Origin of the sequence: Vibrio sp. Y51_MX_L26 (genome assembly GCF_024181935.1) — a bacterium.
GTDB lineage: Bacteria > Pseudomonadota > Gammaproteobacteria > Enterobacterales > Vibrionaceae > Vibrio > Vibrio diabolicus.
In genome coordinates, this window is sequence record NZ_JAMZAS010000008.1 from 94942 (window position 1) to 110437 (window position 15496).

The following is a 15496-nucleotide window of genomic DNA, read 5'->3' on the forward strand; positions in this document are numbered from 1 at the left end:
TGGAGGATGTTTGAATCATGAGCCAGAACGTTTATCAATTTATCGATGTGCAGCGCGTAGATCCTGCGAAGAAGCCTATCAAAGTTCGTAAGATCGAGTTCGTTGAAATCTACGAGCCGTTTACTAAGCAACAAGCCACTGCGCAAGCAGACCGCTGTTTAGATTGCGGTAACCCATACTGTGAATGGAAGTGCCCAGTCCACAACTACATCCCTCAATGGCTAAAACTGGCAAATGAGGGACGTATTCTTGAAGCTGTTGAGCTATCGCATCAAACCAATAGTTTACCTGAAGTATGTGGACGCGTTTGTCCTCAAGACCGTCTATGTGAAGGTTCATGCACGCTTAATGATGACTTTGGTGCCGTCACCATCGGTAATATAGAAAAGTACATTACCGACAAAGCCTTTGAAATGGGCTGGAAGCCAGATATGTCCAAGGTGGAGTGGACCGATAAAAAGGTCGCAATCATTGGAGCTGGCCCAGCAGGCTTGGCAGCCGCTGATATCCTAGTGCGCAATGGCGTTAAGCCAGTCGTGTTTGACCGCTACCCAGAAATCGGCGGACTACTGACTTTCGGTATCCCTTCGTTCAAGCTTGAAAAAGGGGTAATGGAAAATCGTCGCCGTGTGTTCACTGAAATGGGCGTCGAGTTCCGCATGAACGTGGAAGTCGGTAAAGATGTACAAATGCAAGATCTAATCGATGAGTACGATGCCATTTTCTTAGGCGTTGGCACCTATAAATACATGCGTGCAGGACTAGAAAATGAGGATGCGCCGGGTGTATATGACGCGCTGCCATTTTTAATTTCGAATACCTACAAAGTCATGGAGCTTGAGAACAACCAACCTTTTATCGACATGGCAGGAAAGAAAGTGGTCGTGCTTGGTGGTGGCGATACCGCAATGGACTGTGTACGAACCTCTATTCGCCAAGGAGCCTCCAATGTGATTTGTGCTTATCGTCGTGACGAAGCCAACATGCCTGGCTCTCGTCGCGAGGTAAAAAACGCGAAGGAAGAAGGCGTGAAGTTCATGTTTAACCTGCAACCACTCGGTGTGGAGGTCGACGCCTCAGGTAACGTATCGGGCGTTAAAGTGGTAAAAACCGCGTTAGGTGAGCCCGATGATGCAGGTCGTCGCAGACCAGAACCAGTGGAAGGCAGTGAACATGTATTGCCTGCGGATGCCGTGATCATAGCATTTGGTTTCCAGCCACACAAAATGGACTGGTTGGAACCGTATGGTGTCGATTTAGACCAATGGGGACGTATCAAGGCACCTGTTGAGCAAGCGTTCATGTACCAAACCAGCAATGCGAAAATCTTCGCTGGCGGTGATGCGGTCCGTGGCTCAGACCTCGTCGTAACCGCCATTGATGAAGGGCGAAAAGCGGCAGAAGGCATTCTTGATTACCTAGAAGTCTAATCACAGCTAACATCACAAAAAGGATCCTATTATTGGATCCTTTTTCTTTTGTATCCATATAATTAGAAGCAAAATTATAAGAGTAAATACAATGAAAAAAGCCGCTCTCCTTTCCATCGCTTTACTCAGCCTTACAGCCTGCAGCCAAGGAGTCACCAGTATGCCAGATCGTTCTCAATCACCTTGTGGTGACAAACCAAATTGCGTTTCAACTCAGGACTCAAGAGACAAGTTTCAATTAGCACCTTTTTTGCTCACTGAGTCCGCAACGTTAGATGCCATTGAGCAAGCCGCGCTTCAACTTCCTGGCGCCAAAACCGCGGTAAAAGAGGGTGATTACCTTCGGATAGAATGCACATCTAAAATCATGCGCTTCGTGGATGACCTCGAATTAAAAGTAGCAGGAGACAAACTGATTGTTCGCTCAGAGTCACGTGTGGGCTATTCTGACTTTGGCGTAAACAGAAAGCGCGCCGAACAATTACGAGAAAAGCTCACTCAAGCTAAGCTCATCAAATAGAAAACTGCTCACGGGGAGTGCTATACTCTCGGCCAACTAAAATATTTACCGAAAGAGAGTGTTATGAAAGTTGGTATCATCGGTGCGATGGAACAAGAAGTGACCATCCTGAAAGAAGCAATCACAAACTGCAAAACCGTAAATAAAGCAGGTTGTACGTTTTTCTCTGGTCAAATTAATGATGTAGAAGTAGTCGTACTACAATCAGGTATCGGTAAAGTTGCAGCTGCAGTAGGCACTACCATTCTTCTTGATGAATACCAGCCAGATGTTGTGATTAACACAGGCTCTGCTGGTGGCTTCGATTCAAGCCTAAATCTAGGTGATGTTGTTATCTCAACAGAAGTTCGTCATCACGATGCAGACGTGACCGCTTTTGGTTATGAAATTGGCCAAATGGCTGGCCAGCCTGCTGCATTCAAAGCGGATGAAAAGCTAATGGATTTAGCAGAAAAGGCACTAGCGCAAATGGAAAACACTCATGCAGTTCGCGGCCTGATCTGTACTGGTGATGCATTTGTTTGCACCGCTGAACGCCAAGAGTTTATTCGTAAGCACTTCCCATCCGTTATCGCGGTAGAAATGGAAGCATCTGCTATCGCTCAAACTTGTCACCAATTCAACACGCCGTTTGTTGTTGTGCGCGCAATCTCTGATGTCGCTGATAAAGAGTCACCAATGAGCTTTGATGAGTTCCTACCGCTAGCAGCAAAAAGCTCTTCTGAAATGGTATTCAAAATGCTGGAACTCATTAAGTAAACGACTCATTCATGGAAGAAGTTTTTCAGTCATTTTATGCCAACGGTGCGCTCCTTATTATGTGGGGCGCACTGCTCTTTCACCTTATTTTACCAATCCCCCGTTCATCGCATCCCATCACTTTATGGCGAAAGTTAGCTGAGAACCTCGCCAACAAAGTAAACAATAATCATAGTTACTCACAGAGCCTGACCTCCGGCAGTCTTGCATTGGGCTTGATGCTATTGCCTTGCTTGATCTTGCTGATTGCCGTGGAGCCATTCGTTTGGCAAGTGCCTTTATACGAACTAGTGCTATTGATCATTGCTTTGGACTGGCGCAACAGCGAAGCCTTAACGAAACAACTCGTCACAAGTATGTCGAGAGAAGACAAAGCTCAGTGCCGACAATTACTAAGACCATACCTTAATCGCGATACTGACAGCCTCTCGATCATCGGCATAGGTAAAGCAAGCTCAGAAGCTGTGATTATGGGATACAGCCGCAACGTAATCGGTGTGTTATTTTGGTACGCACTAGCAGGTGGTATTGGTGCGTTAATGTATCGACTAGCCACAGAGTTAGCTCGAGTTTGGTCCCCTAGCCGACGCCAATATTTGCCCTTTGGTAAACCTGCCGTTCAGCTGGTTGCCGCTCTGGATATTATTCCACTTCGTCTCTTTGCCATACTTTTAGCTGTAGGAAAGAACGTAAGCAATGTGCTTTCTGGTGTACAGCAACAAGCGAAGTCTTGGCCACTACCCGGGCCCGCCTGGGTGTTGTGTACCATCGGACACAAACTACAACTCTCTTTATGCGGCCCTGCTATCTATCAAGGTATACGTGCGGAACGCGCAAAAATCGGTGGACGAATCGCCCCATCGGCTATTCACCTTTCACAAATACATACGCTGCTCGTTTTGCGAGTCTTCGTTTGGATAGCTATCCAAAGTCTGCTTTTAGGAATGATTTATCAAGGATTATGATGAATAAACTATGCTTCGCATTAACGCTGTTTGTTTCGACAGCGACCTTCGCCCAAACACCAGCGCAACGCATTGTAAGTTTAGCTCCGCATGCCACTGAAATTGCCTTTGCGGCAGGGCTAGGAGGCAAGCTTGTTGCTGTCAGCGAAATGAGTGATTATCCAGAGCAGGCAAAGCAGCTGGAAAGAGTCTCTAATTACCAAGGAATTAAATTAGAGCGCATTATTGCTCTTCAACCGGATTTAGTCATTGCTTGGCCGGCAGGAAACCCGGCAAAAGAGCTGGAGAAAATTAAACAGTTCGGCATTCCTATCTATTATTCCACTACAGGCTCACTGGAAGATATCGCCAATAATATCGAGCAGCTAAGCCAATACAGCGAAACCCCGCAAATAGGACAAAAGGCCGCTGAAGATTTTAGAACGCAACTGAATACACTAAAAGAGAAGTACAACACGCATGAGAAAGTTCGTTACTTTTATCAGTTGAGTGAAAAGCCTATCATCACTGTCGCCGGGAAGAACTGGCCAAGTGAAGTCTTTACTTTTTGCGGTGGTGAAAACATTTTCGCAGCATCCAGCGCGCCTTATCCTCAGGTCAGCATCGAGCAGGTCATCACTCGCCAACCAGAGGTTATTTTTACTTCTCGTCACGCAATGAGTAATGATGGTATGTGGGCAGAGTGGAGCAATGAGCTTCCCGCGCTTAGAAATAAACACATCTGGTCTCTAAACTCAGATTGGATTAACCGCCCAACCCCACGCACACTAAATGCGATCACAGAAGTGTGTGAGCACTTTAAAAGCGTTCGTCAAAAACGCTAACGATTTCGTGGCAAATACCGTACAATTTCCGCCCATTTTTTCTCACACTATATAAAGGTACTAAGTAACATGGACTCCATGCTGCTTTATATGATCGATTTGTTCGGTACCGCTGTTTTCGCTATCTCTGGCGTGTTACTGGCGGGCCGTTTAAAAATGGATCCATTCGGCGTTATCGTTCTCGGCAGTGTGACTGCTATTGGTGGCGGAACAATCCGAGACATGGCGCTAGGTGCCACTCCTGTATTTTGGGTAACAGATACTACGTACTTATGGGTGATATTTGTTACGTGTCTACTAACCATGCTTGTTATTCGAAGACCCAAGCGACTCTCATGGTGGGTATTACCCGTTTGTGATGCCATCGGTCTCGCTGTATTTGTGGGAATTGGAGTAGAGAAGGCACTCGCCTACAATGCATCTGGAATGGTCGCTGTGATAATGGGGGTTATTACTGGCTGTGGAGGTGGCATTATACGAGACGTGCTGGCTCGCGAAGTTCCTATGGTATTAAGAAGTGAAGTCTACGCTACGGCATGTATTATTGGCGGCATGTTCCATACGATGGCGGTAAACATGGGTTATGACCACTCAACGGCTTTACTCGCTGGTGTAATCTCAACGCTCATTATACGTCTCGGTGCTATTCGTTGGCATCTATCCCTACCAACTTTCGCAATTAATCGTTAAAAACAAATTACATGATTCGGTCATGGAGTCGACTGAGTGTCGGCTCCTCTCATTTATACTCATTTGATTCGCCAACTCTTGTACAATTCGCTAAATTATTTCAACCATTCCTAACTTTCATTAATCATTATGTTGCTTGAAGGTATTGAGACGTTACTTGTCCTCAGTAAAGAAAAAACCATGAGCCGCACGGGCAGCCAACTCTATATTAGTCAATCTGCGGTGAGTAAGCGCATTTCGAATCTAGAGAAGAAGTTAGGAAAAAAATTGATTGAGCCAAGTGGTCGGCACATAAAGCTGACCTCCGATGGCCATGCGCTCATCAACACGATCGAGCCAACGTTCAATGAGTTAAGAGGTCAGATCTATGATCAGCAAGAAATAGAAGATACTTCTTTGATCAAGATAGACTGCTCTGAAACCTTAGTCGCTGGATACCTTAGTGTGATCATGGCAGAACGCTTTGCCCATGACCAGTACATACGAATATCGACCAATCATACACCACGCATTATTGAGAACGTCAAATCGGGTAAAGCGACACTGGGATTCTGTGCTGGTTATTTACCGTCTCATCATGGATTAATGAGCCTTCACCTCGCTGATGAACCTTTTTCAATCGTCAGTAGATACCCACTTTCGCAACTACCCAAAGCCATTTTGACCAATGACTTAACCAATCCTGCCAACACTTACCAACAAGCTATTTTGTCAAAATACGGAATTGAGCCTTTGATGGAAATGGATTCATACACTGCGGCAGCACAACTGGCTTTGGGCGGAATGGCTCCCGCTTTAATTCCTAAATCTATCCTGAAGACACTTAATATCACACCCAAATTCTGCTATGACTTTGAAGAACTAGGACAGTTAATTCGACCAATACATATCTGCTTGCGCCACAGCACATATCGCAGCAAACGAGTTAAAGCACTGACAAAATCCATTGCTGATGTTGTTGCCAAAGAAGTTTCGTTGCCATAAGCATCGACATCACAACAACTAGACAATTGAAGTAGAGTATAATGTAAAAGTGTATTTCATAGTCATTTTACAAAAACATAGTACTCACTTAAGAACCATCGAGAACTAAGTTCCTCAGAATAATGGTATCCATGACTTTCAGCATAAGACAGCAGCCACTCATTAAACATATAAGAAAACAAAAAACTAGAAACTAATAAAACAAAACATAATTTAAAAAGCTTTTTAAGTTTTTCTTTATTTGGCTTTCTCTTAGTAGAAACAGTATAAATAGAAACATAAGAAAGCAAAGCAAATAAAAAACCGGATGAAAATAACTGAATATTCTGACCACCTAAGGATAAACTTTCCTGATCGGATGAAATTGCTCCAAAAAAGTCCAACAAATCAGATACCGGAAGATAAATCATAAAATATGTACATATAGGAAATAGAATTGAACCTATAATAAATGTGCTATAATCTATTTCTTCATTTTTCATAATGAAAAACCACTATTTTTAAAGCTCTGCATCGCTCGGTATTGGTTTATTTTATCTTTCATCTCCCATTTTTCCACCTCTTCCTTTTGAGACCAAAATAGCATAATTTCCTTTTGGAACCTCTTTGTGAGGTTAAATTCTTCATCTATTTTACTAGCTGCAAAGCTGGCAACAACACCGACAAAAACAACCACAAACAGAGCTGCTGAACCACCAGCAGCGACAACACCTACAGAAACCATCGTTTTTAATGTTATACTAGCAACTAAAGCAGCCAAACCCACTTTAATAATGTCACTTGCTATAACTCCGAATAATTTAGCCAATACTCTTTTATTTGACTCTTTAAAGAAATACTCAGCTATTCTATAAGATGTGACAAAGATAACAGTAATAATTGCACCTTGCTTAACCGTCTGTAATGCCTTTTCTTTTCCTATAGCAAAACTTACGGCCATCGGTGGCGAAATCTTACCAGACAAAGCCATAACTTTTCTTTGTAAACTAGGTGTTCCTTTAATTACAATATGATTAAAACCACCATACTTCTCAACTGCAATAGGAGCTGCGCTACCTGACAAGGCTACAGCAACTCTACCTAAATACGCCAAATCATCTACAGTTGCATAGTAGTTTGCAATAAATTCTAACTTATCCTTTAAACTATTCCACCGAAGTTGTTCATGCTTAGGGATAAATTTACTAACCAATTTATCAAATTCATTGATAGAAAATGCATAGCATTCTCTTTTTGACTGGGTATTATCTCGAGATATAATAGGATACATATAACCAACAATTAAATATTCTAAACTTAGCATTCTAACTTTATTAAATAAAAATTGTTTATTACTTTTTCATTTTAAGTACGATATCACACTATAATGAAATCATAGATATATCAGTATTTCTTTACATATAATTCATGAGTAGGCGTAGTTGAACGTAGAGAACGAGTTATAATACTGACAAAATCCATTGCTGATGTTGTTGCCAAAGAAGTTTCGTTGCCATTAGCATCGACATCACAATAACTAGAGGACGAATCCATTTTTGCCCTTTACTTACCACGACCTTCGCCCCTAACTGAGCACCAAGAAAACCGCCAACAGCCATGGTTAAGCCAAGCTTCCACACTGGCAACCCGGCTAAGATAAAAAAGAGTAGTGCCGCTATGTTTGACGTGAAATTGAGGATTTTTGTTCTAGCAGTGGCTTCGACCAAAGAAAAGTGACCCAGTGCAACAAAACAAACAGTAAAAATAGATCCAGTCCCAGGGCCAAAAAAGCCATCATAGAAACCGATCCCACCACCAATGCATAGCGCAAACATCGCTTCAGATAACTTTGGTTCTCCATCGATTTTTCGCGTACTTGGCGCGAGTAAAAAATAGAGGGAAATGGCGATCAAAAGAACAGGGATCAAACTGGTGAGTACGCTAGCATCAATAAACTGCACAGCCTCGGCACCAATCGCTGCACCGATAAAAGTGCAGAGTATCGCGAAACGCATTTCCTTTAGGCTGACAATACCGTTACGCACGAAATACCAGCTAGCAGAGAAACTGCCAAACGAACTTTGTAACTTATTGGTTGCTAGAGCTTGAGTCGGACTCACCCCCGCAGCCAAAAGCGCAGGGAGCGTAATGAGCCCTCCCCCACCAGCCATCGCATCAATAAAGCCTGCGGCAGTCGCAACCAAAAATAGGGCCAACAAAATCTCAACCGTGATTTCCACTACACTTCCTTTTTGAAGAGGTATCAAAGAGGAAGAAACGGTAGCACTTATTCACAAAACTACCAATGGAAAGTCAAGACACCAATCTATTCCTAATTTTCATCAATTAATGAATCTAGAAAATGACACATTAAAAATATCAATTACATCAAAATATAGAGCCTCTTAATATTTTGATAGAAAAGGAAAGCGCTGTCTTAATAGGGAACGTCTAATCTGATAAAAGCGAAAATAATGGATAACTTACTGACTCGACCATCCAGAAAAACAACAATTACACTCAAAAATCGAACAAATAGTGAACATTAATCAGCTATTCAACGTTATTGGCTCTAAACCCAAGACGAACGGTTATTCGGGAGAGCTAAGAAATCTTACAATTGGAATCTATGAGGAATTGAAAGTTGAATACTAAATCAATTAACATAGCGAACATCTCAATAAGTGTATGTTTATACTTGGCATTGACTATTGGTCTGACTATTAGCTTAAGCATTTGGAATGACTGGTTTTCTTTCACTCAACACATTGATCTAGATACGTACCTTCTTACATTGGGAGCTATTACGGTTGTTGTTGTATGCATTCCAAACATCCTGACAATAAGCAAAGGATTAAGTATTGCTGCAAAAATAAACTTAATCACTATCTCTTTTATCATTCTTACCTGCAGTATCAACTTTGTTGTAGCAAGTGGTAGTACTATTTCTTCATCTTTAGGAACATTGCTTGCCATAATTAGCTTGATGATCTTCAAAAGCGAAGCATACCAATCGTTCCTAGCACACTTTAATGCTCTTCATTTTAGAAAAACCTCAATATAAAAAAGCCCGCTCAAATGAGCGGGCAATGAGGTTGTCATGTAAGCCCTGATTAACGAGCTTACTGATTTTTATCTGTTACGCGTCTAGACTAGCTTTCACTTTAGCGTGTAGCTCTTGAACCGAAGTTACTGACGCTTTTGCGTCTGCAGTATGAGACATACATGTAGCGAACGCTGCGTTCAGTGTCGTTGTGTAGTTCACTTTCTCTGCCAGTGCGCCGCGACGTAGAACTTTCGAATCTTCAATCGCTTGACGACCAGCAGCCGTGTTTACGATGTAGGTGTATTCGTTGTTCTTGATACGGTCAAGAATGTGTGGACGACCTTCGTGTACTTTGTTTACCAAACGTGGGTTAATACCCGCTTCGCCCAGAATTACAGCAGTACCGTGTGTCGCATCCAACTGGTAACCCAGTTTCACTAGCTTAGAAGCCAGGTCAACAACACGCTCTTTATCGCCTTCACGTACTGACAGTAGCGCACGACCACCTTCAGGGTAAACCGCACCACAACCTAGCTCTGCTTTCGCGTAAGCTTCTGCGAATGTTGCGCCAACGCCCATTACTTCACCTGTTGAGCGCATTTCTGGGCCCAATAGCGGATCAACGCCAGGGAACTTGTTGAACGGCAGAACCACTTCTTTCACTGAGTAGTAAGGAGGGATAATCTCTTTAGTAAAGCCTTGTGACTCTAGAGATTGACCCGCCATTACACGTGCAGCGATTTTCGCTAGAGGTGCACCTGTCGCTTTCGATACGAATGGTACCGTACGAGCAGCACGAGGGTTCACTTCGATTAGGTAAACGTCGTTGTCTTTCACAGCAAACTGCGTGTTCATCAAACCGCGTACACCGAGTTCGAACGCCAGCTTCTCAACTTGCTCACGCATCTTGTCTTGAATTTCCTGACTTAGCGTGTATGCAGGCAGTGAACATGCAGAGTCACCAGAGTGAACACCGGCTTGTTCGATGTGTTCCATGATACCGCCGATAACGACGCGTTCACCGTCACAGATAGCATCAATATCAACTTCGGTTGCATCATCCAAGAAACGGTCTAGTAGAACTGGAGACTCGTTCGATACGCTTACTGCTTCGTTGAAGTAGCGACGCAGGTCTTGCTCATCGTAAACAATTTCCATCGCACGACCACCGAGTACATAAGACGGGCGAACAACTAATGGGAAGCCAATTTCTTTCGATTTTTCAACCGCCTGTTCCATCGTTGTTACTGTCGCGTTTTCTGGCTGAAGTAGACCTAGACGGTCAACAGCTGCCTGGAAGCGTTCACGGTCTTCCGCACGGTCGATAGCATCTGGGCTAGTACCAATGATTGGAACACCAGCCGCTTCTAGAGCACGAGCCAGTTTAAGTGGCGTTTGACCACCGTACTGAACAATCACACCTTTTGGTTTTTCAACGCGAGCGATAGACAGTACATCTTCCAGAGTTACTGGTTCGAAGTACAGGCGATCAGACGTATCGTAGTCAGTAGATACCGTTTCTGGGTTACAGTTAACCATAATGGTTTCGTAACCGTCTTCACGCAGCGCAAGTGATGCGTGTACACAACAGTAATCGAATTCAATACCTTGGCCGATACGGTTTGGACCGCCACCAAGAACCATGATCTTGTCTTTGTCTGTTGGGTTTGCTTCACACTCTTCATCGTAAGATGAGTACATGTAAGCCGTGTCAGAAGAAAACTCTGCGGCACACGTATCCACACGTTTGTAAACCGGGTGAATATCAAACTGCTCACGAGCACGGCGAATTTCACTTTCAGCGACACCTAGCAGTTTAGACAAGCGCGCATCAGAGAAGCCTTTACGTTTCATCTGGCGAAGAACTTCTTTGGTCAAACCTGCGTAGCCGCCCGCCTTGACTTGCTCTTCGAGTTTTACGATTTCTTCGATTTGAACCAGGAACCAACGGTCAATTTGAGTCAAGTTGAACACGCCGTCAACTGACATGCCAGCTCGGAATGCATCGGCGATGTACCAGATACGCTCAGCACCTGCTTCTTTAAGTTCGTGACGAATCTTAGTCAGTGCATCTGGTGCTTCTAAATCGACCATCTCGTCAAAACCAGTTGCGCCAACTTCTAGGCCACGAAGTGCTTTGTGAAGAGATTCTTGTTGGTTACGACCAATTGCCATTACCTCACCAACCGATTTCATCTGAGTAGTCAGACGGTCGTTTGCGCCAGCAAATTTCTCGAAGTTAAAGCGAGGAATCTTAGTTACGACGTAGTCGATAGTTGGCTCGAATGATGCTGGTGTTGCACCGCCCGTGATGTCGTTTTGTAGTTCATCCAGAGTAAAGCCAACAGCAAGCTTCGCGGCAATCTTAGCGATTGGGAAACCTGTTGCTTTTGACGCTAACGCAGAAGAGCGAGATACACGTGGGTTCATCTCGATGATAACCATACGGCCATCTTTCGGGTTGATACCAAACTGTACGTTTGAACCACCTGTTTCAACACCAATTTCACGTAGAACGGCTAGCGATGCATTACGCATTAGCTGGTATTCTTTGTCAGTCAGTGTCTGTGCTGGTGCTACTGTGATTGAGTCACCCGTGTGGATACCCATTGGATCAAAGTTTTCGATTGAACATACGATGATACAGTTGTCCGCTTTGTCACGAACGACTTCCATTTCGTACTCTTTCCAACCGATTAGTGACTCATCGATAAGAAGTTCGTTGGTCGGAGATAAGTCCAGACCGCGACGACAGATTTCTTCGAACTCTTCTTTGTTGTACGCGATACCACCACCAGTGCCACCCATGGTGAACGATGGACGGATGATACAAGGGAAGCCAACCATATCTAAAACTTTGTAAGCTTCTTCCATGCTCTTCGCTGTATCTGCGCGAGGACACTCAAGGCCGATAGACTTCATCGCTTTATCAAAACGAGAACGGTCTTCCGCTTTGTCGATTGCATCTGCAGTTGCGCCGATCATCTCTACGCCGAATTCTTCTAGTACGCCGTGTTTCTCTAAGTCTAACGCACAGTTAAGTGCAGTCTGGCCACCCATGGTTGGCAAAACTGCATCTGGACGCTCTTTTTCAATGATCTTGCGTACCACTTCCCATTGGATTGGCTCGATGTAAGTCGCATCAGCCATCTCTGGGTCAGTCATGATCGTTGCAGGGTTCGAGTTAACCAGAATAACTCGGTAGCCTTCTTCACGAAGTGCTTTACAGGCTTGTGCGCCAGAGTAGTCAAACTCACATGCCTGACCGATAACAATCGGACCAGCACCAAGAATTAGAATACTTTGAATGTCAGTACGTTTTGGCATTATCTACTACTCCGAATTAAGCGCTGTGTTTTTTGATTAGTTCGATAAAGTGGTCAAATAGCGGTGCCGCGTCATGTGGACCTGGGCTCGCTTCTGGGTGACCTTGGAAGCTAAATGCTGGCTTGTCTATGCGGTGAATACCTTGCAAAGAGCCATCAAATAACGATACGTGAGTAGCACGTAAGTTTTCCGGTAACGTTGCTTCATCTGCCGCAAAGCCGTGGTTTTGCGAAGTGATCATAACAACGTTACGGTCTAAATCTTTTACTGGGTGGTTTGCACCATGGTGACCAAACTTCATTTTCACGGTTTGTGCACCTGACGCTAACGCAAGGATTTGGTGACCTAAACAGATACCGAAGATAGGTAAGCCTTTTTCTAGGAACACTTTTGTCGCTTCAATCGCGTAAGTACATGGTTCTGGATCACCAGGGCCATTTGATAGGAAAACACCGTCCGGGTTCATCGCAAGCACTTCTTCCGCTGACGTTTCAGCAGGAACAACCGTTAAGCGGCAACCGCGGTCAACCAACATTCGTAGGATGTTGCGTTTTGCGCCGAAGTCGTAAGCAACAACGTGGTATGGCAGCTCGCTGTCATCTTTCGCCTCTGGAAGTCCACCTTCAAGCGTCCACGAACCTTGTTTCCATTGATACGCTTCTTTCGTTGTAACTTCTTTCGCAAGGTCCATTCCTTTTAAGCCTGGGAATTCTTTTGCTTTCGCTAGAGCCAAAGCTTCATCTAGGTTATTACCCGCAACAATACAACCGTTTTGAGCACCTTTTTCACGCAAGATACGAGTGAGCTTTCGCGTATCAATATCAGCGATGCCAACGATATTTTGAGACTTAAGGTAATCAGAGAGGGATTGTTCATTACGGAAGTTAGAAGCGATAAGAGGAAGATCGCGAATCACAAGGCCTTGTGCATGAATGGAAGAGGATTCTTCATCTTCGGAAGTGGTTCCGGTATTGCCAATGTGAGGATAAGTAAGGGTGACGATTTGCTGAGAATAGGAAGGATCAGTGAGGATTTCTTGATACCCCGTCATCGAGGTATTAAAAACGACTTCACCAACGGAAATACCATCTGCCCCTATGGACACTCCGTGGAACACTGTCCCATCTTCTAGGACTAACAGTGCTAATTTACCCAAGACAACCTCCAGAATAAAAATGCAAAAAAAATAAATCAAACTGCAAACATGCCTTCCTTTACCTATAAAATCTACATAAATAGGTATTTCAGACAAATTGGCGGTATTCTAAAGTTGGACTGGAAACCTGTCAACCTACAATCAAAAATAAATTATCAATTTCTAGCGAGTAAGGTCATTTCGAATCAGTAAGGCTCAAAAAGACAACTTTTGAATGCTATTACATAGGGAGGGATAGAGGTTTAATGAATTTTACAAATTTGAACTTTTTAGGGATCACAAAAAATTATGAGTTTTTAACGCAAACGTTCACTACGGCAAAAACAGGAACACTTTTAACGGTTACACCCAAAAATAAAGCCAAAACAGACAAAAACATAACAAAAGTAAGTGCTAAAATCTTCTCTATCAGAATCATTTTATTTACAAACAATTCTATAGATATAAAAAAGCCGGCTAGCGCCGGCGAATAATTATGTATTTATAGTTCATTCAATCCCAAAACATCCGTCATGGTATAAAAGCCCGCAGGTTTAGCACTCAACCAAACGGCAGCCTTTACGGCCCCATTAGCAAACGTCATGCGATCAGTCGCTTTGTGCGTTATTTCCACTCGTTCCCCGATATCAGCAAACATAGCTGTATGCTCACCGACGATATCGCCAGCGCGAATCGTAGCAAAGCCGATCTCATCTTTTGTTCTTTCACCAGTAATGCCTTCTCGGGCATAGACAGCTACATCATTCAGCTTATTACCCATCGCACCAGCAATAGCTTCTCCCATTCCGATAGCAGTACCAGAGGGGGCATCAACTTTATGGCGATGGTGTGCTTCAACAATCTCGATATCACAGTAATCTCCCATCACTTTGGCCGCTTTCTCAAGAAGCTTAAAGACAAGGTTTACGCCTACAGAATAATTTGGCGCCATCACAACAGGCACTTGCTTGGCTGCTTCATCGATAAGATCACGCTCTGCATCGCTGAAGCCAGTCGTCCCAATCACAATGCTCTTACCGTATTTCTTACACAACTCGAGATTCGCTAATGTGCTTACTGGAGCGGTGAAATCGATGATTACATCAAAATTATCGACGTCTTTAGCAAGATCATCCGTTAAGAGCACATCGAATTTACCTTCACCACAAAGCTCACCGATATCGACGCCGACAAGTGAAGACTCAGGTCGTTCTGATCCCGCGCTCACTGTCGCTTCAGGATTAAGGTGTGAAGCTTTAACCAAATTGCGGCCCATTCGGCCAGCTGCTCCTGCGATTGCAATACGAACCATTGCGCTTTCTCTCCTTCTCTGGATAACGAGGTTTGCTCTCGTTCTCTCGTTTCGCTTAATCTGTTTAAACTAACAACATACCGTGGTTACCACAAGCAAGTTCATCGAGCTTAAGCAAACTCTTTTACAACACGCTCCAAGATAGGTACGTTCGCTTCAGGAAAGGTGTAGTCGCCCAATTCGCTGATTTCAACCCAGCATCCTTCTTGACCTTCTCGACCGTAAGGCTCATTACTGAATTGAGATACTGTAATAAAATCAAACTTGAGTGATTTGTCTGGATAGTCGTATTCCAAATGTTCAAAAGGGGCTTGCTCAATAACTTCAATTCCTACTTCTTCTTCGAGTTCTCTTGTAATTGCAAGCTCAATGCTTTCTCCCGGCTCGACTTTGCCACCCGGAAACTCCCAAAACCCGCCTTTGTGCTTATCATCAGGACGCTTTGTAATAAAGATCTTTGATTTATCTTGGTTAAAAATAATTGCCGCGACTATGTGAATTCTTTTCATGGGGATTCCTAACTCT

General features: G+C 43.8%; 15 protein-coding genes. 8 read left to right on the forward strand and 7 right to left on the reverse strand.

The window, feature by feature from the left end; all coding sequences use genetic code 11:
- Positions 1 to 17 precede the first annotated feature (17 nt).
- The 7 genes from NL645_RS16595 (at position 18) to NL645_RS16625 (ending at position 6172) form a co-directional block, all read left to right on the forward strand.
- Entirely contained in the window at positions 18 to 1430 is a 1413-nt protein-coding gene (locus tag NL645_RS16595) for an FAD-dependent oxidoreductase (RefSeq protein ID WP_253652066.1), read from the forward strand.
- A gap of 91 nt (positions 1431 to 1521) precedes the next feature.
- The gene (locus NL645_RS16600; protein WP_031780533.1) at positions 1522 to 1950 is read left to right on the forward strand and encodes a DUF1499 domain-containing protein; all 429 of its coding nucleotides are present in this window, start codon (positions 1522 to 1524) and stop codon (positions 1948 to 1950) included.
- Positions 1951 to 2013: 63 nt separating this feature from the next.
- On the forward strand, positions 2014 to 2709 hold the full coding sequence (gene mtnN, locus NL645_RS16605; RefSeq protein WP_005396324.1) for a 5'-methylthioadenosine/S-adenosylhomocysteine nucleosidase: 696 nt from the start codon (positions 2014 to 2016) through the stop codon (positions 2707 to 2709).
- Between the two features lie 11 nt (positions 2710 to 2720).
- The gene (locus NL645_RS16610) at positions 2721 to 3674 is read left to right on the forward strand and encodes a cobalamin biosynthesis family protein (RefSeq protein WP_253652067.1); all 954 of its coding nucleotides are present in this window, start codon (positions 2721 to 2723) and stop codon (positions 3672 to 3674) included.
- Positions 3674 to 4498: a vitamin B12 ABC transporter substrate-binding protein BtuF gene (gene btuF, locus NL645_RS16615; RefSeq protein WP_253652093.1), complete on the forward strand. Its 825-nt coding sequence runs from the start codon at positions 3674 to 3676 to the stop codon at positions 4496 to 4498. The genes NL645_RS16610 and btuF overlap by 1 nt, the downstream gene beginning before the upstream one ends.
- Positions 4499 to 4567: 69 nt before the next feature.
- On the forward strand, positions 4568 to 5188 hold the full coding sequence (locus NL645_RS16620) for a TRIC cation channel family protein (RefSeq protein ID WP_253652068.1): 621 nt from the start codon (positions 4568 to 4570) through the stop codon (positions 5186 to 5188).
- Positions 5189 to 5317: 129 nt separating this feature from the next.
- On the forward strand, positions 5318 to 6172 hold the full coding sequence (locus tag NL645_RS16625; RefSeq protein ID WP_253652069.1) for a LysR family transcriptional regulator: 855 nt from the start codon (positions 5318 to 5320) through the stop codon (positions 6170 to 6172).
- A 62-nt stretch (positions 6173 to 6234) separates the two neighbouring features.
- Here the strand turns inward: NL645_RS16625 and NL645_RS16630 are convergent, their stop codons facing one another.
- The 5 genes from NL645_RS16630 to carA form a co-directional block, all read right to left on the reverse strand.
- Entirely contained in the window at positions 6235 to 6654 is a 420-nt protein-coding gene (locus NL645_RS16630) for a hypothetical protein (protein ID WP_046873988.1), read from the reverse strand.
- Positions 6651 to 7475 (reverse strand): hypothetical protein, encoded by an 825-nt coding sequence (locus NL645_RS16635; RefSeq protein ID WP_046873989.1) that lies wholly within the window; start codon positions 7473 to 7475, stop codon positions 6651 to 6653. Before NL645_RS16635 ends, NL645_RS16630 begins: the two co-directional genes overlap by 4 nt.
- A gap of 136 nt (positions 7476 to 7611) precedes the next feature.
- A complete protein-coding gene (locus NL645_RS16640) occupies positions 7612 to 8391 on the reverse strand; it encodes a TSUP family transporter (RefSeq protein ID WP_114323150.1) in 780 nt (259 codons plus the stop codon).
- An 899-nt stretch (positions 8392 to 9290) separates the two neighbouring features.
- The gene (gene carB / locus NL645_RS16645; protein WP_047009081.1) at positions 9291 to 12524 is read right to left on the reverse strand and encodes a carbamoyl-phosphate synthase large subunit; all 3234 of its coding nucleotides are present in this window, start codon (positions 12522 to 12524) and stop codon (positions 9291 to 9293) included.
- Between the two features lie 16 nt (positions 12525 to 12540).
- Entirely contained in the window at positions 12541 to 13680 is a 1140-nt protein-coding gene (gene carA / locus NL645_RS16650; RefSeq protein WP_253652070.1) for a glutamine-hydrolyzing carbamoyl-phosphate synthase small subunit, read from the reverse strand.
- Between the two features lie 245 nt (positions 13681 to 13925).
- On the opposite strand from carA, the gene NL645_RS16655 reads away from it, so the two are divergent.
- Complete coding sequence (locus tag NL645_RS16655) at positions 13926 to 14153, forward strand: hypothetical protein (RefSeq protein WP_253652071.1); 228 nt, start codon at positions 13926 to 13928, stop codon at positions 14151 to 14153.
- Between the two features lie 8 nt (positions 14154 to 14161).
- On the opposite strand, the gene dapB is transcribed toward NL645_RS16655, so the two are convergent.
- Entirely contained in the window at positions 14162 to 14971 is an 810-nt protein-coding gene (gene dapB / locus NL645_RS16660) for a 4-hydroxy-tetrahydrodipicolinate reductase (protein WP_006742699.1), read from the reverse strand.
- Positions 14972 to 15081: 110 nt separating this feature from the next.
- Complete coding sequence (gene mutT, locus NL645_RS16665; protein WP_005396433.1) at positions 15082 to 15480, reverse strand: 8-oxo-dGTP diphosphatase MutT; 399 nt, start codon at positions 15478 to 15480, stop codon at positions 15082 to 15084.
- Between the last annotated feature and the right edge of the window lie 16 nt (positions 15481 to 15496).